This is a genomic window from Methylacidimicrobium tartarophylax (assembly GCF_902143375.2).
In the GTDB taxonomy this organism is placed as follows: domain Bacteria; phylum Verrucomicrobiota; class Verrucomicrobiia; order Methylacidiphilales; family Methylacidiphilaceae; genus Methylacidimicrobium; species Methylacidimicrobium tartarophylax.
On record NZ_CABFVA020000111.1, the window covers coordinates 1 to 21,262 of the forward strand.

Genomic DNA, 21,262 nt, shown 5'->3' on the forward strand with positions numbered 1-21,262 from the left:
CGCGGTTGCGGCCACGCTGATTTTTGTCCAGTACGGAGGAACCAGTGCTGCGAGCCTCTGGCTGATCAATCAAGGGAGAAAGTTTGTGGAGGCGCCTCGGTGGGCCTGCGTCTTGATCGCCGCCGTGCTCGTTCTTTTCGGGGTCAACGTGGTGGCGACCGCCCTGCGCGCCCGGCGGATGACGGGCATTCTCGCGGTGCTGATTGCCGATCTGATCCCCTTGATCGTTCTCTTTCTCAACGCCTTTTCCGCCGAGCCGAACCTGTCGAAGGATCTCTTCTGGTGGTGGTGGCTGATTCACCTCTGGGTCGAGGCCACCTGGGAGGTTTTCATTGGTTGCGTCCTGGCTTGGTCGCTCCTCCATCTGCTCGGCGCTTCGCGAGCGATCGTCGAATCCTGGCTTTACGTGGAGGTCGCCATGGTTCTCGGCACCGGGATCCTGGGGCTCGGCCACCACTATTTTTGGATCGGCACACCCTCCTATTGGCTTGGGATCGGCGGCTTTTTCTCGGCTCTGGAGCCACTGCCGCTTCTGGGCATGGTGATTCACGCGATCTATGATGCGGGAGCTCATCGACATCAGATCCTCAACCGCCCCGCCTTTGCCTGGCTGCTGGCCGAGGCTTTCGGGAATTTCCTGGGCGCCGGAGTCTGGGGCTTCATGATGACCCTGCCGCAGATTAACCTCTTTGCGCATGGCACCCAATGGACCGCTTCCCATAGCCATTTTGCTTTCTGGGGCGCTTATGGCTGCGCCGTCATTTCGGTGATCTATCTTGTTCTGCAGAAGATCCGCGCCGGCAGAGGCGATTTCGAAAGCCAAGCGTGGAAGTGGGCCTTTGCCCTGCTCAACATTGGGCTAGTGGGGATGTCGAGCGCGCTTTTGATCGCCGGGATGTCGCAGGCATTCTACGAGCGGGCGATCGGGGGCTCGACCTTTCAGGCCTTTCTCACGGCGCAAGCCAACCGATGGATGAGGGAAGGATTGCAAGCGCGGGTCCTTTTCGGGTTGGTCTTCGCCCTCGGGTATTTCGTTCTGCTCTATGACTTCTGGAAGATCGGGAAGGGAAGGAGAGCGCCGGAAATCCCAGTTCGGAAGGAGGCGTCCGGATGAAGCCTGAAGAGCTTCTCTTCGCCTCTCTTCTTCTCGGGGTCTTTGCCCTGGCGGGTGGAGCTTATGGCAGCTTCTTTGCAATGGGGAAGCTGAGCCGTTCCTGGTTTCTCTTATCCATTGGATGGATCTTCTTTGGGCTTCAGGCGAGCGTCTGCCTCGTGCTGCTGCGGGCGAGCACCCTGCATCTAGGTTGGAAGCTCTTTTTGGTGGCGAGCCTGCTCGGCTACGGCGTCGTTCCTCCCTTGGCTTGGTCGGCCCTGGAGCGCTTGCATACGAAAAAGAAAGGGAAGCCATGATCGGGAACCTCGGGAACACCCTTCTCGGCATCTGGGTGACGGCGGTGGCCGTGCTGAATCCAGACCTATTCCTTCGGCGGGGCTGGCTCGTTGCGCTCTCAGGACTGGTTGCGATCGGGGCCGCAGCCCTCGCGGGACGGAAAGGATCGATGCGGTGGAGCGTGCGAACAAGCATGGGGGCGGGACTGGCGCTTTTGGCGCTCGGGGTCGGACGGCCTTGGGTTTCGTCGGAGCTCTTCGCCTTTTGGATCGAGCTTTGGGCGGGAGTCCTTCTCTCCGTTGTCGCTCTCTGGGGCGCTCTCTATCGGCCAGGCGAGGGGAGTCCGGATTCCCCCGCGAAACAGGACGGGTCACGATGAACCGATACCGCCATCTCCTTTTGCTGCCTCTGCCTTGGGCGAACATTGGGGTAGGCGACCACGGGTCCCGGCTGGAGTCAGCTTCCGAAGGAGCCGATCCTGGTAAGCAGAGGGCGGGATGACGAAAGACACCGAGCCTTCGGGGACAAAGCCTCTGCCTTGGGGCGAGTGGATCGGCCTCGGCGCCCGGGAGCCCTACCGGATCCTCTTTCCCTTGGGGATCCTCCTCGGAGCAGTGGGGGTGGCGGTCTGGCCGCTCTTTTTTTTGTGGGGAGTGGCTTGGGCGCCTCCGCCGATCAGCCATCCGCGGCTCCTTGTCGAGGGCTTTGTCGGTAGCTTTGTCCTCGGTTTTCTGGGGACCTCGGTGCCTCGGCTCCTGGAAGTCCGGGCGTTCGCGCTTTGGGAAACGGTCTCCTTCGCCGGGGCGCTTCTCGCGGTCGGGCTGCTCCACTTCTTCGGGGTAGCCGGGTGGGGGGACGGGCTTTTCGGGATCACCCTGCTCTTTTTCCTCGGGAGGTTGGCAAGCCGGTTTCCCAGTCGGAAAGACAATCCACCGCCGAGCTTTGTTCTTGCTCTTTCTGGCGTCTTGGGCGCAGCGGCCGGGGCACTGGTCGAGTCGAGCGAACGGATGGGCCTTACGCTTTCCCCGGAGCTGCGCCAGCTTGGGCTCCTTCTGCTCTACCAGGGGTTGCCGCTTCTGCCGATCCTGGGAGTCGGCGCCTTCATCCTCCCGCGCTTCTACGGCTTGCCCAGCCGGGAGAGCCTGCCGGAGGGGAGGAGTCCCACGCGAGCCTGGATCGGTCGGGCACTCGCCGCCCTCGCCGCCGCCCTCTTGCTCCTGATCAGCTTTGTCTGGGAGGCGGCGGGGGCCCCTTTGGGAGGAGGACTCCTCCGGGCCGGCACCCTGGTCGGCTATCTCCTCTACGCGATTCCGGCTTCGCGAGAACTCTTCTCTCGCGGGACGGTCGCCGGCTGCGCCCGCCTCTCCCTTCTCCTGTCGGTTCTCGGGCTCCTGCTCGGTTCCCTCTCCTTGCCGCTCCGGGCGGCCTGGCTCCATCTCTTCTTCCTGGGAGGTGCCGGCCTGCTTATCCTGACCGTGGGGGCACGGGTCATCCTGGGCTTCAGCGGGAGAGGGGAGCTGCTGGCGGGCCGATATCGGCCGCTCTCCCAAGCGATGGCCTGGATCTTGGGCGCCATCCTCCTCCGCATTGCGGCGGACCTGGTACCGGCAAGGCGGGATCTTCTTCTTTCGGGGGCTTCCCTTTTCTGGCTGGGAGCGCTCGTGTTGTGGGCTTGGGCGGTCCTGCCCAAGGTGCGCTGTCCCGACGTCGAGGATTAGCTCTTGGGTGGAGAAGGCGGTGCCGGCTTGTGGCCTGTCGGCTTGGCTGCTTGTTCCGCCGCTTGGTCCGCCTCCCGGATCTGCTTGGCCAGCAAGGGGGCGGCTTCAGCGAGGATCTGGCGGAGACCCGTGTTCCAGCCGAGCATGAGGGCCGAGGCGCTCCGCTCCCCGATCGGGACGCGGCGGACGATGGTCCGTTCCCAGAGAGGGGTTCCCCGCGGAGACTCGATCAGGAGAAAGCGTAGAGCGATCACTGCCGCCGGCGGTCGGCCGGGACGGAAATCTCCGTAGAGCTGCCGGACGGAAATTTCCGCGAAGGTATGGGTCAGGATCGCGCTCCCTGCGCCGGCCACGGTTTGGAAGAGACCCGAGGCTTGGAGATTATCGCTGACCGCGGTGCGGATCAGTAGCTCGGGAGAAGAGAGGAAGTGGGCGTAGGGGTCCCGTTCGTAGCGGTAGTCCGTAGCGCGGTAGACGAAATCCTCGCCGGCAAATGCGGCGACCACGCGGACGGAGCGGAGTACGATGGCGGGGCGGGAATCTCCCTCCTTCACGGAAGAGCCGGTGGAAGGAGCGAAGTCGAAGGTTTCCGAGGGGAGGCGCGTCGGACGGCTCACGCAGCCGAAAAGGGGAAGGCAGAGTGCGAGGAAGAAAAACCGGCGACAGGCGTCCTTGCCACCTATCATCGGTTCGATCCTTGCAGGCTCGGGGACCGAGGAGGGGGTTGACCGAAGAGGAAGCCCGCCGGATACCGCCGGAGGTCCTGGATCATCTCGCTCATGGCGGCCGAGGTGTCGCGAACTTGCAACAGTGTCCGGTCGGTCGTCTCGAAGAGCTGCGGGAGGTTGCCCGAGGCTAAGGTCGTGGTCGTCTCGTCGAGGAGGATCTTGATCTGTTCGTTGGTGTGGCGGAGTTCTCCCAGGAGTCCGTTAGCACTGGCTCCCAGGGCCGGGAAGTCGACGGCGCCCAGCTTTTGGAGCAGTGTCTCCACCTCTTGGACGATGTCTTTGAACTGCCCCGGAGCCGAAGGGATGTAGTAGTGCTTCGGTTCCCAGGGGACGGAGAGCGGCGGAAAGCGCTTCGGATTCACATACTCGAGAGCGACCACACTGGTCCCGGTAATGCCTTGACCTTGAATCCGTGCCCGCATGCCATGGTCGATCGCCTCTTGCAGGTTCCTTTCCTGTTCCTCCCGGGTCTTTCCCTGCGCCACGCCGGAGTTGACTTCGCCGACGACGACGACAAGGTGTTCGCGATGCGGCGGATAGGCGAGCCAACTGAAGGTGATTTCGGTGACCTTGCCGATCGGTACCCCGTCGAGCAGGATCGGAGAGCCCACCGATAAGCCCGTCACTCCTCCGGCAACGTAGGTCTCAATGTAGTCGTGCTTGACGAAGAGATCGCGCAACCCGAAGGCGAGCAGCCCTGCGACAAGGAGAGCGGCGGAGACGAGCACAAAGAGGCCGATCTTGATGTCCTTGACCTTACGGTTCACGATTTTCGGCGAATTCCGGGGATTTGCCTTCTCGGCGGAAGAAGTGCTGGACTAACGGGTTCGTCGAGGTGTCCCGCAAGGTTCTTGGATCTCCCTCGGCGAGGATTCCCTTGGTCCGGCCATCGAGGAGGATGACGCGGTCGGCGATGCTGAAGATGCTCTCCAACTCATGGGTGACCATTACAAAGGTGATGGTGAACTCCTTGGCAAGTCTTTTGATCAGATTGTCCAAATCGGCCGAGCTGACCGGATCGAGGCCCGCCGAAGGCTCGTCGAGGAAGACGATTGCGGGGTCGAGCGCCATGGCCCGCGCGATGGCGGCTCGCTTGCGCATGCCGCCGCTGAGCTCCGAGGGTAACTTTTCGGCCGCAGCTAAAAGGTCGACCTGGGCCAGCTTGGCGTCCACGATCGCGTTCCGGATCTTGAGCGGAAGATTGGTGAAGACATCCAAGGGAACCCGAACGTTTTCCCGAACGGTCATCGATCCGAAGAGAGCTCCGTTCTGGTACATCACGCCGAATCGCTGGAGGAGTTGGGTCCGTTCCCGGCCCTCGAGCGTCACGAGGTTCTTGCCCTCGATGAGCACTTCCCCGGCCCGAGGAGGATAGAGTCCGATGATATGTTTGAGCAGTGTGCTCTTTCCCGAGCCGGAGCCGCCCAGGATGGCGAAGATCTCTCCGCAGTTCACCGAAAAGGAGATCTGATCCAGGATGACGGTTTCTCCATATCCTGCCCGCAGGCCGCGGATTTGGATGATCGGATCGGACGACGCGATCATAGATTGAGCAGATAGAGGATGACCGAGAAGACGCTGTCGGCGACGATGATCAGGAGAATGCCGCTCACGACGGCTCCGGTAGCCGAGGCGCCCACTGCCGCCGGTCCTTGCCGCGTGCGCAGGCCAAGGAAGCAGCCGCTGGCCGAGATCAGCAGGCCGAAGACGGCTGCCTTCGAGACACCCACCAAGATGTCGTGGATCTGGACGGCGCCATCCATCTGGTGGTAGATCGCCTCCAAAGGATAGCCGAGGCCGATCATCACGAGAACCCCTCCCAGGATGCCGACAAAGATCGAATAGATCGTCAAGAGGGGGGTGACGATCATCCCGGCGATCACCCGCTGAATGACCAGAAAGCGGATCGGATCGATGCCCATCGTCCGGAGGGCGTCGAGCTCCTCGTTGACCTTCATGGTGCCCAATTCGGCGGCAAAGGCCGAGCCGGAGCGACCGGCCAGGAGAATGGCGGTCATGATGGGACCCATCTCCCGGACCATGAGCAGGCCGATCATGTTCGCGATGAAGATCTGGGCGCCGAAGGTAGCCAGAGGTCGGGCCGATTCGAAGGCGATGACCAGACCGATCAGAAAGCTGATCAGGGAGACGATCGGGAGTGCGTCGACCCCTGCCGACTCGAAGATCCGCAGGAACTCCCGCGGCCGGAAGAGGCGTGGATGGAATGCTGCTCCGAGCCCCTTCGTCAGTCGGCCGAGAAACGCCAAGGCGTCGACCAGAAGAGTCGCTTCTTCGATGGCTGTCTGCCCGATCGTCCCGATAAGGCCCGCCGGTTCCTCTGCCGGTTTCCTTCCTACGGTCGAGGCCGGGGGTTCCAGAGACCGCTCCCATTCGGGAGGAAGTCCTTCGATCTGTGCTTCGGCTCGGAAGCGTCCCTCGGCTTCCCGACGGAGCTCGTGGACAAAGGCCACTCCTGCGCTATCCCACCGGGTGACCTCGGTTGCCTCGATCTGCAGGCGCTGAAAGCGGAGCTTCCCCAGGCTCTGCTCAATGGGCCTCCAGAAACGGGAAACGCTTGTCGCATCCAGCGGGCCCGTGAGCCGCAGCCGTACCGTGTCCGAACCCTCCGGAACGATCTCGAAACGCAAGAGATCCTGCGGATTGGACAAGGCTTTCTGCGCCACGGGGTGGATCGTATATCAGGCTGGGGGGAGTCAAAGAGAAGAAAAACGAGCGGAAGGCGTAGTGCCATCCGGACCAATGGGATAGCGGAGCGAGACGCGGAGGCGTAAAGAAAAAAGAGCTTGTCAAGAAGAGAGTTGCGAACTACCTGCCGGACAAGGAGGGAGAATGGCGGTCCAACTGATCGCGGAATTTAAGCAATTTGCGCTCAAGGGGAACGCGATCGACATGGCGGTGGGCGTGGTCGTGGGAACCGCCTTCAACAAGATCGTCGATTCGATGGTGAACGACCTGATCATGCCGCCCCTGGGGATTGCGATCGGGGGGGTCGATTTCAAGGATCTCCTCTGGGTGCTCAAGCCGGCGGTCACTGCGGGGGGAAAGGTGGTCAGCCCCGAGGTAGCGATCCGCTACGGGCAGTTTTTCAACGCCCTCATCCAGTTTTTCGTCATAGCCTGGAGTGTCTTTCTGGCCGTCAAGGCCATGACGAAGCTCAGCGCGAGCCGCTCGACCCCGAACCCGGCAAACCCGCCCGCGGAAGGGGGATCCGGCTCCGCGGCCGCGTAGCCGCTGCCTTCAGGCATACCAGAGGATCTGGTGGGCTTCGAGCGGGACGAAGAGTTCGGGGTGAAAGGGTCTGGCGCGCGGAGTATAGTCGGCCGCCGGTCTTCCCGTCGGAACCGAAACCCGATAGAGAAAGGCGTTGAGTGCTCCGGCCAGCGGTTCGGACCGTACCATCGGTAGGCAGACCGGCGACTCTTCGGGGCTGCGGGGCTCCGCGTAGAGATCAATCTGGACCCACTGCGGCGAGAGTTCGTCCAAGTAGACCGGCACGCAGAACCGCAGTTCGGTTTCCGCGGAGTCGAAGGAGAGGGGGCCGAAGCGGACCTCCTTCCAATGATAAGCGATCTCCTGCAGCTGCTCCTCGATCTCCCCGGCGCGCGCGCCGTTCTTGGCGGAACGCTTCTGGAAGGAGGCGTTGAGCGGGTGGTAGTACTGCTCCGTATACTGGCGGACCATCCGGTTGGCGGAAAAACGCCCGGTGAGCTGAGCGACGCTCTCGCGCAGCTTGGCAACCCATTGTGTGGGAATCCCGCGGGGGTCGCGATCGTAGAAGGCGGGAGCGACCTCCTGCTCCAGGAGCCGGTAGAGCTGCTCCGCCTCGGCTGCATCCCAGGCCGGATCCTCTCCGTGCTCTTGGCCATCGCCCAAGGCCCAGCCCACCTCCGGGGAGTAGGCTTCCGCCCACCAGCCGTCGAGCTCCGAAAGGTTGAGGCCGCCGTTGGCCAGGAGCTTCATGCCGCTGGTTCCACTCGCCTCCCAGGGCCGTCTCGGATTGTTGATCCAGAGATCGACGCCGGAGACGAGCTCCTTGGCCATCTGCATGTCGTAATCGTCGAGGAAAAGGATGCGGCCGTTTGTCTCCGGTTGTTCGGCGAAGGCGTTCCAACGACGAATCAGCTCCTTGCCGAAACCATCGGCGGGATGCGCCTTTCCGGCAATGACCAGCTGCATCGGCGCCGCCGGGTTGGAGAGAATCCGTAGCAGCCGGTTCGGATCCTGGAGAAGGAGGGCGGGGCGTTTGTAGGTGGCAAACCGCCGGGCGAAGCCGAGGGTCAGCGTGTTCGGCTCGAAGACGCAGGAGCAGCAGGTGGCCATCTCATGCGACGTCTTTCCGAGCATCGAGCAGTGGCATTTCCTTCGCTTGCGGATCGCCAGGATGAGCCTCATCCGGCTCTTGGCCCGGAACTCCCAGAGATCGAGGTCGTTTGTCTGCCGGTACTGGTCTTCGAGCTTCTCGGTGGGCTGCCGCCAGCGATTGGGTCCGCAGCTTTGCGCCCAGAGCGCATCGGATTCGGCGGAGTGCCACGTCGGAACGTGGATGCCGTTGGTGACATAGCCTACCGGTACTTCCGCTTGCGGCCACCGGGGGAAGAGCGATTGGAAGATGCGGCGGCTGACGTCGCCGTGGAGACGGCTCACCCCATTGACGGCAGCCGATCCCCGGATCGCGAGATAGGCCATGTTGAGCGGCTCATCGGCACCGCCCCGTTCTTGGCCGAGGCGAAGGATCTCGTCGACCGAGATCCCGCAATCGCGGGCGAAATCGGTCAAATAGTGGTGGATGAGATCGGGAGAGAAGCGGTCGAACCCTGCGGGCACCGGCGTGTGGGTGGTGAAGAGATTGCCCGCCCTGGTCGCTCGGAGAGCGACGGCAAAGGGCTGGCTGGCCTGCTTGGCAAAGGCGCGGGCGCGTTCGAGGACGGCCAAGGCCGCATGGCCTTCGTTCAGGTGGCAGATGTGGCAGTCGATGCCGAGCGCCTGAAGCGCGCGCCATCCTCCGATCCCGAGGGCAATTTCCTGAAGCAGGCGCATTTCCGGGTTGCCGCCGTAGAGCGATCCCGTGATCGGGCGGTCGGCCGGGCTGTTGACCGGGTCGTTGCTGTCGAGCAGGTAGAGCGGGACCCGTCCGACGGTCGCTTGCCAGACGCGCAGGACGAGGGGACGCCCCGGCAGGGTGAGAGCGATGCGAAGCCACTCCCCGTCGGCATCCCGAACCGGGATGACCGGAAGGAGCGTGGGGTCATTAAAGGGGTAATACTCGACCTGGTGACCATCGCCGGTGATCCCTTGACGGAAGTATCCCTGCTGATAGAGGAGCCCTACGCCGACCACCGGGACGCCCAGGTCGCTGGCCGCCTTGAGGTAATCCCCCGCGAGGATGCCCAAGCCTCCCGAATAGATCGGCAGCGCTTCGCTCAAGCCGAACTCCATGCTGAAGTAGGCCACGTGGCCGAGTCCATGGAGGCTATGGGTCGTGTCGAACCAGGTCGGGCACTCCAAGTAGGTTTTCCTCTTCTCGAGCTGATTCCGCAGCTCCTGCAAAAAGACGGGATTCCCGCGGAGATGTTCCAAGCGGGTCTCCGAGACGCTCTCCAGAAGGAACCAGGGATTGGAGGTGGCATCCCATAGTCCGGCATCCATCATCTGCCAGATCTGTTTGGACCCGGTGTTGGAGAGCCAGAGCAGATCGGCGGCAAGTTCCTCCAGTCCGGCAAGCTCGAGAGGCAGCGGGCGAGCGAAGTAGTGGGTGAGGGCCATGCCGGCCTTTTTATCGTTTCTGAGCGGACAAGGCGACAGAAATAGCGCTCGTTTCCTTTTCCCCTCCTTTCTGCGAAGATGATCCAGGGAGGAGAGCCCAAAAGAGCGAATGAGCGAAGCCGTCGTGGTGGTGGAGGAGTTGCGCAAGGAGTTCTCGCGCGACCGGCCGGTCGTGAGCGGACTCTCCTTTGCCCTGAATCGAGGAGAGGCGCTCGGGCTTTTGGGACCCAACGGGGCGGGAAAGACGACCGTCGTCCATCTTCTCCTCGGATTGACCACTCCGACCTCGGGGAGAATCGCGATCTTCGGCCTGCCGATGCCTCAAAAACGGATCCGGGTTCTCCAGCGGGTGAACTTCGCCTCCGCCTATGCCCTTCTCCCTGCCAACCTGACCGTCCGGGAGAACCTGATGGTCTTTGCCCGCCTCTACGAGGTCGCCCGGCCGAAGGAAAAGATTGCGAGGCTCTTGGCGGAGCTGGAGATCGCGCACCTGGTCGACCAGGTGGCGGGGAGGCTCTCCGCAGGGGAGGCGACGCGGGTGAGCCTCTGCAAGGCGCTGCTCAACAATCCTGAGCTTCTGCTCCTGGACGAGCCGACGGCGGGGCTCGATCCCGACATCGCGGACAAAGTGCGCCGTCTCCTGCGCCGTCTCCAGAGCGAGCGGGGAATCGCCGTGCTCTACACCTCCCACAACATGCGGGATATCGAAGCGGTTTGCGACCGGGTCCTCTTTCTTCGGAGGGGCCGCCTGCTCGCCGAAGGAAGCCCGGTGGAAATTCTTCGGAACTTCCGCTGCGACGACCTGGAAACGCTCTTCATCCAGTTGTCTCGGGAGGGGAGCGGGAGTCTGCCCGTGGCGAACGAAGGGGGACCGGAGGAGCTGTCGCCGAGGTTGCCCGGGACGGGTGGAGGTTGAGGCGATGAATCTTCGGCGCATCTGGGCTCTGGTCCTCCGCTACAACTATGTCTATCGGAGGAGTGCCATCCGGCTTCTCGAGGTCTTCTTCTGGCCGGCCATCGACCTGCTGGTCTGGGGCTTCCTGACCCTCTACCTGGAGCAGCCTGGGCGGGAGCTTCCCTCCGGAGTCGCCTTCCTGGTGGGAGCGGTGATCTTTTGGGATATCCTCTATCGCTCCCAGCAGGGGATTACGCTCTCGTTCCTGGAGGATGTCTGGTCGCGCAACCTCCTCAATCTCTTCACCGCTCCAGTGCGGGTCACGGAGTTCGTGGGAGCGACCTGTGTCGTGGGGATCCTGAAGACCTTAGTGGTCGGACTCTACTTGACCGCGCTTGCCTTTTTCCTCTACCGGTTTAACCTGCTCGCCGTAGGGCCGACGCTCTTTCCGCTTTTCGTCAACCTGCTCTTGACGGGTTGGGCGCTGGGAATCGCTACGACCGCTCTCCTTCTGCGCTGGGGACAGGCCGCGGAAGGGATCGCCTGGGCCGTTCCTTTTGCGATCCAGCCTTTCTCCGCCGTCTTCTATCCGGTGAGCGCTCTGCCCTCCTGGCTGCAACCCGTGGCCTGGAGCATCCCGGCGACCCACGTCTTCGAAGGGATGCGTCTTGCTCTCCGGGGCGGCTTCGCCTGGAATCACCTCGTTTATGCGACGCTGCTCAACCTCGTTTATCTGGTTCTGGCCGGCAGCTTGTTCGCCCTTCTCTTCGCCGCCGCCCGAGAGAAGGGGCTGCTCGTGAAAATCGGCACCCAATGACCGGCGTCGATCAGATGGAAAAGCAGATGATCCGCATTGCACTGGAGGGCGGGCGCCCGGAGCTCGCCCGGAGGGGTCTCGCCGCCGCCGCCTTGAGGATGCTCGAAAGCGGCCTTCGGGCCGTCGACCCGGGGGAAGCGGTCCGGCGATCGGTCCGCAGAGAGGGCGCGAGCCTCTGGGTCGGCGGGAGGGAATATCGACTGGAAGGCGGGAGGGTGCTCTTGCTCGCCGTAGGGAAGGCAGCGGGCGGGATGGCGGCGGCGCTCGAGGAGATCCTGGATGGGTGGATCGGGGGCGGACTCGTGACCGTGCCGGCGGGGACGGCCGCTCCCCCGCTCTCCCTCCCGGTGCGGGAGGCGGGCCATCCGCTTCCGGACGAAGCCAGCCGGGCATGTGGGGAGGAGGCGGCCCGGCTGCTGCGAGGGGCGCGATCCGGAGATCTCGTGCTCGTCGCTCTCTCCGGAGGGGCTTCCGCGCTCTGGAGCCTGCCGGCGGAGGGACTCGGCCTCACCGATCTTCGGGAGACGACCCGGCTCCTGCTCGAAAGCGGAGCCGCGATCGAGGAGATCAACGCGGTTCGCAAGCATCTTGAGCTCCTCAAGGGTGGCGGAGTTCCGCTCCTCGCCCCTTCGGCCCGCTTTCTCGGCTTGATCCTCTCCGATGTCGTCGGAGATCGGCTGGAGGCGGTTGGTTCCGGCCCGACGATGCCCGATCCCTCTCGCTTTGCCGATGCATGGCGCATCCTGGAGCGGAGGCGGATTCTCGATCGAATCCCTGCCGCGGTGCGCGCCCGGCTGGCGGCTGGGCGCGCCGGCAAGCTCCCGGAGACTCCGAAAGCCGGCCACCCGCTCTTTGCGCGGGGGGAGACTCTCTGCGTCGGCAGCGCGCAAGAGGCGATTGCGGCAATCCTGCGTTCGGCTCAGGCCCAAGGCTTTGCCGCCGCCTGCCTCACAAGCACGCTCCAAGGAGAAGCGTCGCAGGCCGGGCTCGTGCTTGGGAATATTCTTCGGGAAGAGGCCCTGCACGGTCGCCCGCTCCCACGCCCCTCTGCCCTCCTGGCCGCCGGCGAGACCACGGTTCGGATCGCAGGAAAGGGGAGGGGAGGACGGAATTTGGAGCTCGCCCTCGGCGCCGCCTCGCGGCTGGTCGGGCTCGAGGGGGTCTTGCTCGCCTCCTTGGCGAGCGATGGAGTGGACGGCAGTAGCGGAGTGGGAGGAGCCGTGGTCGACGGGGAGAGCTGGAAGAGTGCTGAGGCCGCGGGCCTCGATCCGGATGGCCTTCTGGCGGCGAACAATTCCCTCGCCTTCTTTCAGGCCGTGGGGGGCTTGTTACGCACCGGGCCGACCGGCACGAACGTCAACGACTTCAGCCTCCTGTTGGCCGAGTAGAGAGATCCGCGCTATTCGGGAAGCGCCGGGGCCTCTGGATGATCGCCCCGCAACCAGCTGAAAGCGGCGGCGGCGCCGAGAGCCACGATCCAGCCCCCGAACAGAAGAAAGAGGAGCAAGAGACCACAGGAGGTTGCCACCCCAGTCGCCAACGCGGCAATTACATTAATCAACATAATAGTCTCCGTTTATGTCGGTGATTCGCTTGAAACTTTATGAACTCGCGACATGATTGGTCTTATAAGCGGTGCGAATGAAAGCGTCCAGCAAAAAATATATTGCTGTTTCTTCTATCGGTAGGGAGGCGGATCTCGGAATGGTGCAAAGCTGGAGCGGGAGGATGGACGTGCTTCGACATGGCTTTTGTATGGCTTCTTGCCTAATTTGCGGGCGAGAATCTCGGCTGGTCGGCTGAAATAGACGGGAAAGGCGCGCGTTTCTATCGTGGAGAACGAGACCTTGGAGGAAAAGACCCGGGAGGTCGTACTCGATACGCTCCGGGAGGCCCAGAGGGAGGAGAAATGGCTTCTCTATCTCTCCTTCTCGATCATCCTGATGGCGGTGCTGGGGACGGTCGTGAGCTCCATGGCGGAAGAGGAGGTGACGAAGGCGATCCTGATGCGCAACGAAGCCGTGCTCCTTCAGGACAAGGCGACCGATGCCTGGGGCTATTTCCAAGGGAAGGCGCTCCGGGAAAGCCTCTACCGGGTGGCAAATCAGCTCAAGGCGGACCCGCTCTTTACCCAGGAAAGCAAGCGTTACGAGCAAGAGAAGACTGTGGGCAAACAGCGAGCCGAGGCGTGGGAAAGGGAAGTGGCCGCTCGTCTGGCCGAGAGCGATCGGGCGTTTCATCGGCATCATCTTCTCCGAACGGCCGGCGTGCTCCTGCAGTTGGCAACGGCTGTCGCGTCGCTTGCCGCCTTGGTCAAGAGGAAGAGCGCCTGGGTAGTCTCTCTGGCGATCGCGGTGGGCGGAGTCATCCTCTTCCTCTCGGGATCCCGGTAAGGAGCAAGGCGAGGCAGAAGAAATGGATCGAGGACCGGGAAGGGCATGGGTAGGCCGTTGGATCTGGGGAATCGTCGCCGGCTTCTGGCTGGCGGGGAGCCCCGCCTCGGCGGGGGCCGCTGATTCCGGGGAGGCGCGGAATTTCCCGCAAGGCGGGCGCTGGATCTTTCTGCACCGCTCGCCCGATATCGTCGGCTTTCAGGATGCTGCGCTGGCGAAGAGCAAGGAGCCGGGGGAAAGCGACATCGCCTGCCTTTTCCTCCTCCCTTCCGCTTCCGAGGGACTGGGACCTCGGGAAACGATCGACCGGCTTTTGCGAGAAGCCTATCTCTCCTATTACAACGATCTGGTCGGCTCGCGGGCACCCTACTTCCGCCGCCAGAAGCTCTCTTTTTTCCTGATTCGGCCCGGTTCTCTTCCGGACGGATGGGGCCATTTTGGGGGATCGGAGGTGACGGCGACGGGTACCGTCGGACTCGCCGAGATGGCTGCGGCGGTCTTCCCCCAGGAGATCTCAGGGCGCCAGATAAGGATCGCGTGGGGACCGGGGGAAGGGGAGGCCTCGGGAATCGCCGACGAGGGGGCCAGGGAGGGAGCGGAAGCCGAGCGCGAGGGCAGCCGGCGGCGGAAAACCCTCTCCGCCCTGCGGGAGGCCATTGCGGCCCATTCGCAGGCGAACCTGGAGCGAATCCTCGGCTCCGAGCCGCGCTATCCCATTGATTACGGGGGCTCCGATTCGGCGCTCGTGGAAGCGACCCGCCACGATCCCCGGCTGGCGGCGCTCCTGGTCGATCGTTACGCCGCCGAACCGGCTCATCAGGCTTCCCTCCTGGTCGCCGCTCTTCCTTCCTCGGGCGACGAGGAGGCGATCGTTGGGATGCTCCAGAGCTTTCTCAAGCACGGCGTGGGGATCAATACTGCCGCGGATACGGGGCAGACCCTTCTGCATCGGTGTGCGGCGCTGGGCTATCCGCGAGCCGCCGCCTTCTTACTGAACCAGGGGGCCGGCCCCAATGTGCTCGATCGCAACGGAATGACGCCGTTAATGATTGCGGTGGAGCGGCGTGACGCAGGGATGGCGAAGCTTCTCCTGGAGCACGGAGCCGACGCGCACATGGACAAAAACAGTGCCGGGGAATCGGCAGCGGAAATGGCTCGCCGCCTGCAAGATCCGACCCTGATGAAGCTGCTGGACGAGAGCCCTTGAAGCCGCGATGGGGCTATTCGAGGCGACGCCGTTCGCGCCAGCCCGCGCGGTGGTGGAGAATCCAGTCGAGAAGTGCCTTCTCAAAGCCGATATCGCGGCCCTGCTTCTCGCTCTCCAGCCATTTGTGTTTCAGGATCTCTTTGCGCTCCTCCAGGTATTCTCGATAGAGGGCGGAGTTCATGAACAACGATTCCCCTTCCCGCGGGGACGAATCTTCGGCAAAGGCGCGTTCCATGGTTCGGACAGCAATCCTTCCTCGTGGGCTCGTAAACGCTAGGCGCCTCACGTCAAAGCCCTCGGATGAGGATTGGGAAGGAGGGAAGCTCTGCCCAGCCGAGCCATGGTGCCTTGGGGGAAAGGCTTAATCTCGTGCATTTTCGTAATCCTGCGTCGATCCTCGCCATCCAATTCCTCGATCTCCTCGTGCTCCCGATCACAAGAGAAGGCGACAGGCCTTCCCGGCGCCAAATTAGGTTTTTGATGAGAACTACGATCGAAAAAGGGTGTCAAGGAGTTTCTTTGCCGCATCCCGAAAGGCTCGGCTCGAGGGGCGATCGGGCTCCGCAAGGACGATGGGAACACCCAGGTCGCCCGATTCCCGAATCGCGATCTCCAAGGGGATCTCCCCGAGAAAGGGCACGCCAATCCGCTCGGCTTCCCTCTCCCTCCGCCCGCCCCGAAGATGTCGTAGCGGTTTTGGTCGTTGGGGCAGAGAAAGTAGCTCATGTTTTCCAGGATGCCGAGCAGCGGAACGTTGACCTTTCCGAACATGCCGACCGCCTTTCGCGCGTCGATCAAGGCGACCTCCTGCGGCGTGGTCACGACCACGGCTCCCGAGAGGCGCACGGTTTGGACGATCGTCAACTGAATGTCCCCGGTTCCCGGCGGAAGGTCGAGGACGAGGACGTCGAGATCGCCCCAATCCACGTTTCGAAGAAATTCTTGCGTGTAGCGGGTCACCATGGGACCGCGGAGGACCGCGGGTTGGTCGGAGTCGAGCAAGAGCCCCATGCTCATGATCCGCAAACCGAACCGTTCGATCGGGACAAGGCGCTGCTCCGAAGTGATCTGGGGGGATTCCCGGGTACCGAGCATCAGGGGAATGCTCGGTCCGTAGATGTCGCAGTCGCAGAGGCCCGCCGCTTTTGCGCCTTCTTTCTGGAGGGCGACTGCCAGATTGGCGGCGACCGTGGACTTCCCCACCCCGCCCTTCCCGCTGGCTACCGCAACGATATGGCGGATCGAAGAGGGAGCGGCCTCCCGTGCCCGTGCGGCGGGTTGGGATCCGGACGGGGCGATGGCGACCTCCACCCGTGCGACACCGGGAAGCCGGGCAAGCCGTTCCCGCACCTGTTGCTCGATCTGCGCGGGCACTTGGGGATCGGCCGTCGTCATCTCCAGCCTGAGGGAAACCGTCCCGTCCGCGACGGAGACCTCCTTGACGAGGCCGAAGGAGACGATGTCCCGGCTGAAGCCGGGGTATTTGACCTTTCGGAGTTCCTGGCGGACCGCTTCGGTTGTAAGAGATTCCGGCATAAGATCTAGGATGAGAAGGCAAGCCGTGCGGGCAGAAGGGAGCGTAGGGAAGAAGCCCGGTCGGGGAAGGCCATTGACCCGGAGCGGGGCAAGCTCGTATGAAAGGCCCTGCTTCTTACCGGCATATGACGCGATTCATCGGCTTTTGGTGCGGCTTCTTTTTTTTAATATCGCTTTTCCTCCAAGCGTTGCAAGCCGCGGCTCCGGTCGATTTGGGCGTGGATGTCTTGGCAGAGCGGCAATTCCGCGAACTCCAAGGCAAACGAGTGGGGTTGATCACAAACGCTTCGGGAGTCAACAAGCACGGAGCATCGACCCTGGATCTTCTGCTCCACGCCCCGGGAGTGCGTCTGACGGCGATTCTTGCTCCCGAGCATGGCCTCTACGGAACGTCCTGGGCGGGAGAAAAGGTTGCCTCCGTTCCGGATCCACGGACCGGGCTGCCGATCTACTCCCTCTTTGGAGAGACGAGGAAACCCACGCCCGAGATGCTTCGGGACCTCGATGCGCTGGTCTATGATGTTCAGGATATCGGCTGCCGGAGCTACACTTACATCAGCACGCTCGGATTGGCGATGGAGGCGGCCGCGGAAAACGGCAAGGAGTTTTTTGTGCTCGATCGGCCCAATCCACTCGGGGGTGTGCGGTGTGAAGGCATGCCGCTCGACTCTCGTTTTCGTTCCTTTGTCGGCGAGTGGGACGTTCCTTACGTCTATGGGCTGACCGCTGGAGAGTTGGCGAAGATGATCTCCGGAGAGCAGTGGATCAGCAAGCGCCCTGCACTTACGGTGATCCCCATGAACGGATGGCGCAGGGAGATGATCTGGGAGGATACGGGGCTTCTCTGGATTCCACCCTCTCCCAATATTCCCGAGCCCCAGAGCGCCTTCTTCTACGTTCTCACGGGGCTGCTCGGAGAGGCCAGCGGGGTCAACAACGGAGTCGGCACCCCGCTGCCCTTCGCTCTGGTCGGCTCTCCGGATCTCGATCCCTATGGTTTCGTTCGAGCCATGAGTCGGTCCCGCATCGCGGGAGTCGTCTTTCGTCCGACCTGGTACCGGCTGTTCGGCAAGGAAGGGCGGGGCAAGATCTTCGGTGGCCTTCAGATCCATTTGCGCGATCCGCGACGGGTGCCGCTCATCCCGACGGCTCTCACACTCTTGGAAGAGGTGAACAAGGCTCTCAACGGAAATCCAATCGCCGGCATGCCATCGGACAATGGTCTGATGTTCGATAAGCTCTGCGGCGGGGATGCCGTACGGCTGACGCTCCAGCAGGGGAAGTCCATCAAGGAGCTGTGGGAGAGCTGGGAGTCCTACCTCGAGGAGTACCGAACGCGGCGGAAAAAATATCTTCTCTATCCGGAAGCCGCTGGTCATCCTCCCCTAGGTGAGATGGGGAGCGAGGGTCAGCCGGGGGAAGGGGCTATCCCCAAGGCACAACCCGTACCCGCCAACCGAAAGGAGCCATGAGCAAGCCCTTCCAGATCGTCTTCAGCAAAGCGAGCCTTGGGGAGATCGCGGCGCTTCCCAAGGACATCCAGCTTCAGGTACTCGCCGAATTCGAGGTGCTCCCCCGGGAGTTGGAAGGAGGAAGCTCGGAAAAGCTCGGAACGCTCGAGCGGGAAGGACGGCAGCTTCGCCGCTTCCGCTGCCGAGATTACCGCATCTATTTTGCGGTTCAGGAGAGTGGCGTGCAGGTCTACCGGATCTTGCACAAAAACACCCTCGCCGACTTTCTCTTTCGGAGCAACCTGCCCTTGGCGGAAGACGAGGAGCTGGAAAAGAGCGCCGCCTTTTGGCGGATGATTGACGGGCGAGAGCCTTAACGTCCTGCTTCGTGCGCCGTGACCAAGAGCGCACGAGACCAGCTCAAGCGGCGATCTGCAGCTTGGCTACCTTCGCGGCTACGTGGGCGCTGCTCCCCTGCAGTTCCTTGAGCTCGGCCGCGCTGAGGGGTAGCTCGACGATTTTCTCCACACCCGATCGACCGAGAATGACCGGCAATCCGACGAACTGACCCGTAATGCCATATTGCCCGCTGCACCAGACCGAGCAGGGAAGCAGCCGCTTTTGGTCGCGCACCACGCTTTCGACCATTTGGGCGATGGCAGCGGCGGGGGCGTAGTAGGCGCTGCCCTTTTTGAGATACCGGACGATCTCGGCCCCTCCATCCCGCGTTCGCGCCACGAGCTTCTGAATCTGGTCCGCAGAGAGCAGGGTTTCGATCGAGACGCCGTTGACCGTCGCGAACCGCGGCAAGGGAACCATGTCGTCTCCGTGGCCGCCAAGGACCATCGCATCCACGTCCGCCTGAGCGACTCCCATCTCGGTTGCGATGAAGTGCCGGAAGCGCGCCGAGTCGAGAATGCCTCCCATCCCGAAGATGCGATCCTTGGGCGTGCCCACCTTCGCCGCGACAAGATGGGTGAGAGCATCGACCGGATTGGTCACGACGATGACCATCGCCTGGTGCGCATGCTCGTGGACCAGGTCGGCAACCGAAGCCACGATACCCGCATTCCTCTCCAGGAGATCGTCGCGGCTCATCCCGGGCTGGCGAGCCATTCCGCTGGCGATGACGACCATCTCCGCTCCGGAAAGATCCTTTGGATCGTTGGTTCCGAGCACGCGGGACTCGAATCCCCAGATGGGAGCGGACTCCATCATGTCGAGCGCCTTTCCTTGGGGAAGGCCCTCGACGATGTCGTAGAGAACGACTTCGCCCAAGTTTCTCTCCACGAGGCGCTGGGCCGTGGTCGCGCCGACAAATCCCGCTCCGATGACTGCGATCTTCATAATATTTTGTTTCCGGTCTGCTCAATCCCCTTGGGGAAGACTTTCTGCTCGGAGTGACGCTCCCACGCTCGGGATTCTAGGGAATCAGAGGACGGCCTGACAAGCTGCGGATCGCGGACGGCGGCGCAAACCTGCAACCATCGGCTTGCGCACTTTTCGGGCTTGAGGTGAGGAGTGGCAAGAATCTCTCGGCGGACGTCTCCTTTGTGGCACGGGTCATGCTTTAAAAGGGTTAGCCATTGCCTGTTCTCCTGGCTGGGGGAGGGCGGCCCCAGAGGCCGAACTCCCCCAGCACTGCGATCCAGAGCTTCATCCATGGAAATCAGGGGGGAAGGCTCATTCTCCTTGTCCTTCGAACGAAAAGGGCGAAGAAAAGCGGGAGGGGCGAGGGGCGCGCGGTATTCCCTGGCAGGGTCGCGGTTCGGGCTTTCGCTCGTGGGGAATCGATCATGAGCGCGCAAAGAGTCCTCGATCTCACCCATTCCTTCGAGGAGCGTACCATCTATTGGCCGACGGAGACGGGATTCCACTACTGGTACGAACACCATGGGCCGGTCGCCGGGGAGGAACGCTTCTATGCAGCCGGAACCTTTTACGCTCCCGAGCATGGCGGCACTCATATGGATGCCCCGCTCCACTTTTCCGAGGGAGGAGCTTCCGCGGATCGGGTTCCCCTGGAGCAGTGCATGGGGCCGGCTTGCGTGATCGACTTGCGGAGGCGGGCGGAGAGCGATGCCGATGCGGCTCTCTCGGTCGCCGACCTCGAGCGGCATGAGAGGCAATGGGGCCTGCTCCCCGACGGAGCGATTGTCGTTGCCTACTCGGGGTGGGGGAGGTTCTGGCCGGAGAAAAAGCAGTACCTCGGAACGGACCGGTGGGCGGATGTCGAGAACCTCCACTTTCCGGGCTATTCGCCGGAGGCGGTCTCCTTTCTTCTCCGCGAGCGGAAGGTGGCGGCGCTGGCGATCGACACGGCCAGCCTCGATCCAGGTGGCTCGCGGGACTTTCCCGTCCACCGGCTCTGGCTCGGGGCGGGCCGGCCGGGCTTTGAGAATCTGGCGAATGTGGAAGCGCTTCCCCCGCGGGGGGCGACGATCTACGGAATTCCGATGAAGATCGCCGGGGGCACCGGCGCTCCGGCGCGCGTCTTTGCCTCCCTCCCTTGAGGAAGTGAGGAGCGGTCGCGAGCGGCTGGCTTCTCGGAGGAGAAGCGCGCGCTGTCTACGGCCGCACCCTTTCCGCCACGGGAAAGCCTTCCTTTCGAGCCGCCTCGAGGAGTCGGTCGTCCAGGGAGACGAGCGGGAGCGATCTTGGACGACCCTCTGCTGCCACGAACGCGGCCGCAAGCTGCAGCGCGTCCGCCGCCCGCAGCGGATGGACGCGGAGCAACCTCGCGGCGGCTTCCCGCACGATCTCGCAAGGTTCGATTTCATGCCAGCCCTGAGCCAGATCCATCAAGCGGCGAAGTGCTTTTTCGACGCCTTCCTGGCTCAGTGCGCCGGCGCGCTCGAGGCGGGCGAGAGCGGAGGCGCATTCGGTTTGGGACGCCCACCAGACGAGCAGATCCGGGTCCTGCCGGGCGAGGGCCTGCATTGGTGCCGTTGCCGGTTCGGCGACCAGCAGGGGAACGATGGCCGACGAGTCCCAAAAGTTCATCGCCCCTGTCGACGCTCCTCCAGGAGGGCTTCCAGCGCCGAGGCTCCAGAAACGGTTCGAGGCGGCTGGCTGCGCAAAAGGGGCGAGGGCATCGGGCCGCGGCGCGGCCGGACGAGCCCTTGCCGGACGAGCCGTGAGAGCTTCCCCTCCTGTTCTTCTCGGGAATCCCCGCGGGCCGGTTCCAGGCGAGCCACCGGCCGGCCCCGATCGACGATCAGCACGGGTTGGCCGCTTTTGAGGCTATCGATCAGGGCGCTTAGATTGTTTTTGGCTTCGGTCACGCTCGCGGTTCTCATAAGGGTAGAATAGACTGAATGAATAGGCTATTCAAGCCACTCTA

The 21,262-nt window shown here is 63.1% G+C and carries 23 protein-coding genes and 1 pseudogene; 13 read left to right on the forward strand and 11 right to left on the reverse strand.

The window, feature by feature from the left end; all coding sequences use genetic code 11:
* From MAMT_RS09165 to MAMT_RS09180, 4 genes are all read left to right on the forward strand, one after another.
* On the forward strand, positions 1 to 1,114 hold a 1,114-nt coding region (locus MAMT_RS09165; RefSeq protein WP_142660734.1), incomplete at its 5' end, for a cbb3-type cytochrome c oxidase subunit I.
* Positions 1,111 to 1,410, forward strand: coding sequence for a hypothetical protein (locus tag MAMT_RS09170; protein WP_142660735.1), 300 nt, complete (start codon positions 1,111 to 1,113; stop codon positions 1,408 to 1,410). The genes MAMT_RS09165 and MAMT_RS09170, both read left to right, overlap by 4 nt.
* Positions 1,407 to 1,769 (forward strand): hypothetical protein, encoded by a 363-nt coding sequence (locus MAMT_RS09175; RefSeq protein WP_142660736.1) that lies wholly within the window; start codon positions 1,407 to 1,409, stop codon positions 1,767 to 1,769. The genes MAMT_RS09170 and MAMT_RS09175 overlap by 4 nt, the downstream gene beginning before the upstream one ends.
* A gap of 118 nt (positions 1,770 to 1,887) precedes the next feature.
* Positions 1,888 to 3,108: an NnrS family protein gene (locus MAMT_RS09180; protein ID WP_142660737.1), complete on the forward strand. Its 1,221-nt coding sequence runs from the start codon at positions 1,888 to 1,890 to the stop codon at positions 3,106 to 3,108.
* Here MAMT_RS09180 and MAMT_RS09185 read toward each other — a convergent pair.
* Genes MAMT_RS09185 through MAMT_RS09200 form a run of 4 tightly spaced genes read right to left on the reverse strand, consistent with a single transcriptional unit; the run spans position 3,105 to position 6,520 of the window.
* Entirely contained in the window at positions 3,105 to 3,794 is a 690-nt protein-coding gene (locus MAMT_RS09185) for an ABC-type transport auxiliary lipoprotein family protein (protein ID WP_142660738.1), read from the reverse strand. The two genes, MAMT_RS09180 and MAMT_RS09185, sit on opposite strands and share 4 nt — an antisense overlap.
* Positions 3,791 to 4,603, reverse strand: coding sequence for an MlaD family protein (locus MAMT_RS09190; RefSeq protein WP_178087050.1), 813 nt, complete (start codon positions 4,601 to 4,603; stop codon positions 3,791 to 3,793). The genes MAMT_RS09185 and MAMT_RS09190 overlap by 4 nt, the downstream gene beginning before the upstream one ends.
* Positions 4,593 to 5,381, reverse strand: a complete 789-nt coding sequence (locus MAMT_RS09195) for an ABC transporter ATP-binding protein (protein ID WP_142660740.1) — start codon at positions 5,379 to 5,381, stop codon at positions 4,593 to 4,595. Before MAMT_RS09195 ends, MAMT_RS09190 begins: the two co-directional genes overlap by 11 nt.
* A complete protein-coding gene (locus MAMT_RS09200) occupies positions 5,378 to 6,520 on the reverse strand; it encodes an ABC transporter permease (protein WP_142660741.1) in 1,143 nt (380 codons plus the stop codon). The genes MAMT_RS09195 and MAMT_RS09200 overlap by 4 nt, the downstream gene beginning before the upstream one ends.
* A gap of 166 nt (positions 6,521 to 6,686) precedes the next feature.
* Here MAMT_RS09200 and mscL point away from each other — a divergent pair, with 166 nt between their 5' ends.
* Entirely contained in the window at positions 6,687 to 7,085 is a 399-nt protein-coding gene (gene mscL, locus MAMT_RS09205) for a large-conductance mechanosensitive channel protein MscL (protein ID WP_142660742.1), read from the forward strand.
* A gap of 9 nt (positions 7,086 to 7,094) precedes the next feature.
* Here mscL and glgP read toward each other — a convergent pair whose 3' ends face one another.
* Complete coding sequence (glgP, locus tag MAMT_RS09210; RefSeq protein WP_142660743.1) at positions 7,095 to 9,620, reverse strand: alpha-glucan family phosphorylase; 2,526 nt, start codon at positions 9,618 to 9,620, stop codon at positions 7,095 to 7,097.
* 109 nt (positions 9,621 to 9,729) lie between these two features.
* Here glgP and MAMT_RS09215 point away from each other — a divergent pair, with 109 nt between their 5' ends.
* The 3 genes from MAMT_RS09215 to MAMT_RS09225 are packed head-to-tail and all read left to right on the forward strand — an operon-like array spanning position 9,730 to position 12,720.
* The gene (locus MAMT_RS09215; RefSeq protein WP_142660744.1) at positions 9,730 to 10,536 is read left to right on the forward strand and encodes an ABC transporter ATP-binding protein; all 807 of its coding nucleotides are present in this window, start codon (positions 9,730 to 9,732) and stop codon (positions 10,534 to 10,536) included.
* Positions 10,537 to 10,540: 4 nt separating this feature from the next.
* Positions 10,541 to 11,332 carry an ABC transporter permease gene (locus MAMT_RS09220; protein WP_142660745.1) on the forward strand — a complete coding sequence of 264 codons (792 nt, stop codon included), beginning with the start codon at positions 10,541 to 10,543 and terminating at the stop codon, positions 11,330 to 11,332.
* Positions 11,329 to 12,720 (forward strand): glycerate kinase type-2 family protein, encoded by a 1,392-nt coding sequence (locus tag MAMT_RS09225; protein WP_142660746.1) that lies wholly within the window; start codon positions 11,329 to 11,331, stop codon positions 12,718 to 12,720. Before MAMT_RS09220 ends, MAMT_RS09225 begins: the two co-directional genes overlap by 4 nt.
* 11 nt (positions 12,721 to 12,731) lie before the next feature.
* On the opposite strand, the gene MAMT_RS11465 is transcribed toward MAMT_RS09225, so the two are convergent.
* Complete coding sequence (locus tag MAMT_RS11465) at positions 12,732 to 12,896, reverse strand: hypothetical protein (RefSeq protein WP_178087051.1); 165 nt, start codon at positions 12,894 to 12,896, stop codon at positions 12,732 to 12,734.
* A 268-nt stretch (positions 12,897 to 13,164) separates the two neighbouring features.
* Here MAMT_RS11465 and MAMT_RS09230 point away from each other — a divergent pair, with 268 nt between their 5' ends.
* Together MAMT_RS09230 and MAMT_RS09235 are read left to right on the forward strand one after the other, a co-directional pair.
* Entirely contained in the window at positions 13,165 to 13,725 is a 561-nt protein-coding gene (locus MAMT_RS09230; RefSeq protein ID WP_142660747.1) for a DUF4337 family protein, read from the forward strand.
* A gap of 22 nt (positions 13,726 to 13,747) precedes the next feature.
* A complete protein-coding gene (locus MAMT_RS09235) occupies positions 13,748 to 14,932 on the forward strand; it encodes an ankyrin repeat domain-containing protein (RefSeq protein WP_142660748.1) in 1,185 nt (394 codons plus the stop codon).
* Positions 14,933 to 14,945: 13 nt separating this feature from the next.
* Here the strand turns inward: MAMT_RS09235 and MAMT_RS09240 are convergent, their stop codons facing one another.
* Both MAMT_RS09240 and MAMT_RS09245 read right to left on the reverse strand, forming a co-directional pair.
* The gene (locus MAMT_RS09240; RefSeq protein WP_178087052.1) at positions 14,946 to 15,167 is read right to left on the reverse strand and encodes a DUF4032 domain-containing protein; all 222 of its coding nucleotides are present in this window, start codon (positions 15,165 to 15,167) and stop codon (positions 14,946 to 14,948) included.
* Positions 15,168 to 15,419: 252 nt separating this feature from the next.
* A pseudogene (locus MAMT_RS09245) lies at positions 15,420 to 16,393 on the reverse strand (Mrp/NBP35 family ATP-binding protein).
* A 200-nt stretch (positions 16,394 to 16,593) separates the two neighbouring features.
* Here MAMT_RS09245 and MAMT_RS09250 point away from each other — a divergent pair.
* The gene (locus tag MAMT_RS09250; RefSeq protein WP_142660750.1) at positions 16,594 to 17,940 is read left to right on the forward strand and encodes an exo-beta-N-acetylmuramidase NamZ family protein; all 1,347 of its coding nucleotides are present in this window, start codon (positions 16,594 to 16,596) and stop codon (positions 17,938 to 17,940) included.
* A complete protein-coding gene (locus MAMT_RS09255) occupies positions 17,937 to 18,296 on the forward strand; it encodes a type II toxin-antitoxin system RelE family toxin (RefSeq protein WP_142660751.1) in 360 nt (119 codons plus the stop codon). Before MAMT_RS09250 ends, MAMT_RS09255 begins: the two co-directional genes overlap by 4 nt.
* 43 nt (positions 18,297 to 18,339) lie before the next feature.
* On the opposite strand, the gene mdh is transcribed toward MAMT_RS09255, so the two are convergent.
* Positions 18,340 to 19,266, reverse strand: coding sequence for a malate dehydrogenase (mdh, locus tag MAMT_RS09260; protein ID WP_142660752.1), 927 nt, complete (start codon positions 19,264 to 19,266; stop codon positions 18,340 to 18,342).
* Between the two features lie 449 nt (positions 19,267 to 19,715).
* Here mdh and MAMT_RS09265 point away from each other — a divergent pair, with 449 nt between their 5' ends.
* Entirely contained in the window at positions 19,716 to 20,432 is a 717-nt protein-coding gene (locus MAMT_RS09265; RefSeq protein WP_142660753.1) for a cyclase family protein, read from the forward strand.
* A gap of 55 nt (positions 20,433 to 20,487) precedes the next feature.
* Here the strand turns inward: MAMT_RS09265 and MAMT_RS09270 are convergent, their stop codons facing one another.
* Together MAMT_RS09270 and MAMT_RS09275 are read right to left on the reverse strand one after the other, a co-directional pair.
* Positions 20,488 to 20,922, reverse strand: coding sequence for a type II toxin-antitoxin system VapC family toxin (locus MAMT_RS09270; protein ID WP_142660754.1), 435 nt, complete (start codon positions 20,920 to 20,922; stop codon positions 20,488 to 20,490).
* A complete protein-coding gene (locus tag MAMT_RS09275) occupies positions 20,919 to 21,218 on the reverse strand; it encodes a type II toxin-antitoxin system Phd/YefM family antitoxin (protein ID WP_142660755.1) in 300 nt (99 codons plus the stop codon). Before MAMT_RS09275 ends, MAMT_RS09270 begins: the two co-directional genes overlap by 4 nt.
* Positions 21,219 to 21,262: the final 44 nt, after the last annotated feature.

Bases quoted from the DNA above. Each gene is read 5' to 3' on its own strand.
- MAMT_RS09255 (WP_142660751.1), top strand. From the start codon at position 17,937: ATGAGCAAGCCCTTCCAGATCGTCTTCAGCAAAGCGAGCCTTGGGGAG.
- MAMT_RS11465 (WP_178087051.1), bottom strand. From the start codon at position 12,896: ATGTTGATTAATGTAATTGCCGCGTTGGCGACTGGGGTGGCAACCTCC.
- MAMT_RS09225 (WP_142660746.1), top strand. From the start codon at position 11,329: ATGACCGGCGTCGATCAGATGGAAAAGCAGATGATCCGCATTGCACTG.
- MAMT_RS09185 (WP_142660738.1), bottom strand. From the start codon at position 3,794: ATGATAGGTGGCAAGGACGCCTGTCGCCGGTTTTTCTTCCTCGCACTC.
- MAMT_RS09250 (WP_142660750.1), top strand. From the start codon at position 16,594: ATGACGCGATTCATCGGCTTTTGGTGCGGCTTCTTTTTTTTAATATCG.
- MAMT_RS09180 (WP_142660737.1), top strand. From the start codon at position 1,888: ATGACGAAAGACACCGAGCCTTCGGGGACAAAGCCTCTGCCTTGGGGC.
- MAMT_RS09270 (WP_142660754.1), bottom strand. From the start codon at position 20,922: ATGAACTTTTGGGACTCGTCGGCCATCGTTCCCCTGCTGGTCGCCGAA.
- MAMT_RS09235 (WP_142660748.1), top strand. From the start codon at position 13,748: ATGGATCGAGGACCGGGAAGGGCATGGGTAGGCCGTTGGATCTGGGGA.
- glgP (WP_142660743.1), bottom strand. From the start codon at position 9,620: ATGGCCCTCACCCACTACTTCGCTCGCCCGCTGCCTCTCGAGCTTGCC.
- MAMT_RS09275 (WP_142660755.1), bottom strand. From the start codon at position 21,218: ATGAGAACCGCGAGCGTGACCGAAGCCAAAAACAATCTAAGCGCCCTG.
- MAMT_RS09215 (WP_142660744.1), top strand. From the start codon at position 9,730: ATGAGCGAAGCCGTCGTGGTGGTGGAGGAGTTGCGCAAGGAGTTCTCG.
- MAMT_RS09240 (WP_178087052.1), bottom strand. From the start codon at position 15,167: ATGGAACGCGCCTTTGCCGAAGATTCGTCCCCGCGGGAAGGGGAATCG.
- MAMT_RS09170 (WP_142660735.1), top strand. From the start codon at position 1,111: ATGAAGCCTGAAGAGCTTCTCTTCGCCTCTCTTCTTCTCGGGGTCTTT.
- mscL (WP_142660742.1), top strand. From the start codon at position 6,687: ATGGCGGTCCAACTGATCGCGGAATTTAAGCAATTTGCGCTCAAGGGG.
- MAMT_RS09265 (WP_142660753.1), top strand. From the start codon at position 19,716: ATGAGCGCGCAAAGAGTCCTCGATCTCACCCATTCCTTCGAGGAGCGT.
- MAMT_RS09195 (WP_142660740.1), bottom strand. From the start codon at position 5,381: ATGATCGCGTCGTCCGATCCGATCATCCAAATCCGCGGCCTGCGGGCA.
- mdh (WP_142660752.1), bottom strand. From the start codon at position 19,266: ATGAAGATCGCAGTCATCGGAGCGGGATTTGTCGGCGCGACCACGGCC.
- MAMT_RS09175 (WP_142660736.1), top strand. From the start codon at position 1,407: ATGATCGGGAACCTCGGGAACACCCTTCTCGGCATCTGGGTGACGGCG.
- MAMT_RS09220 (WP_142660745.1), top strand. From the start codon at position 10,541: ATGAATCTTCGGCGCATCTGGGCTCTGGTCCTCCGCTACAACTATGTC.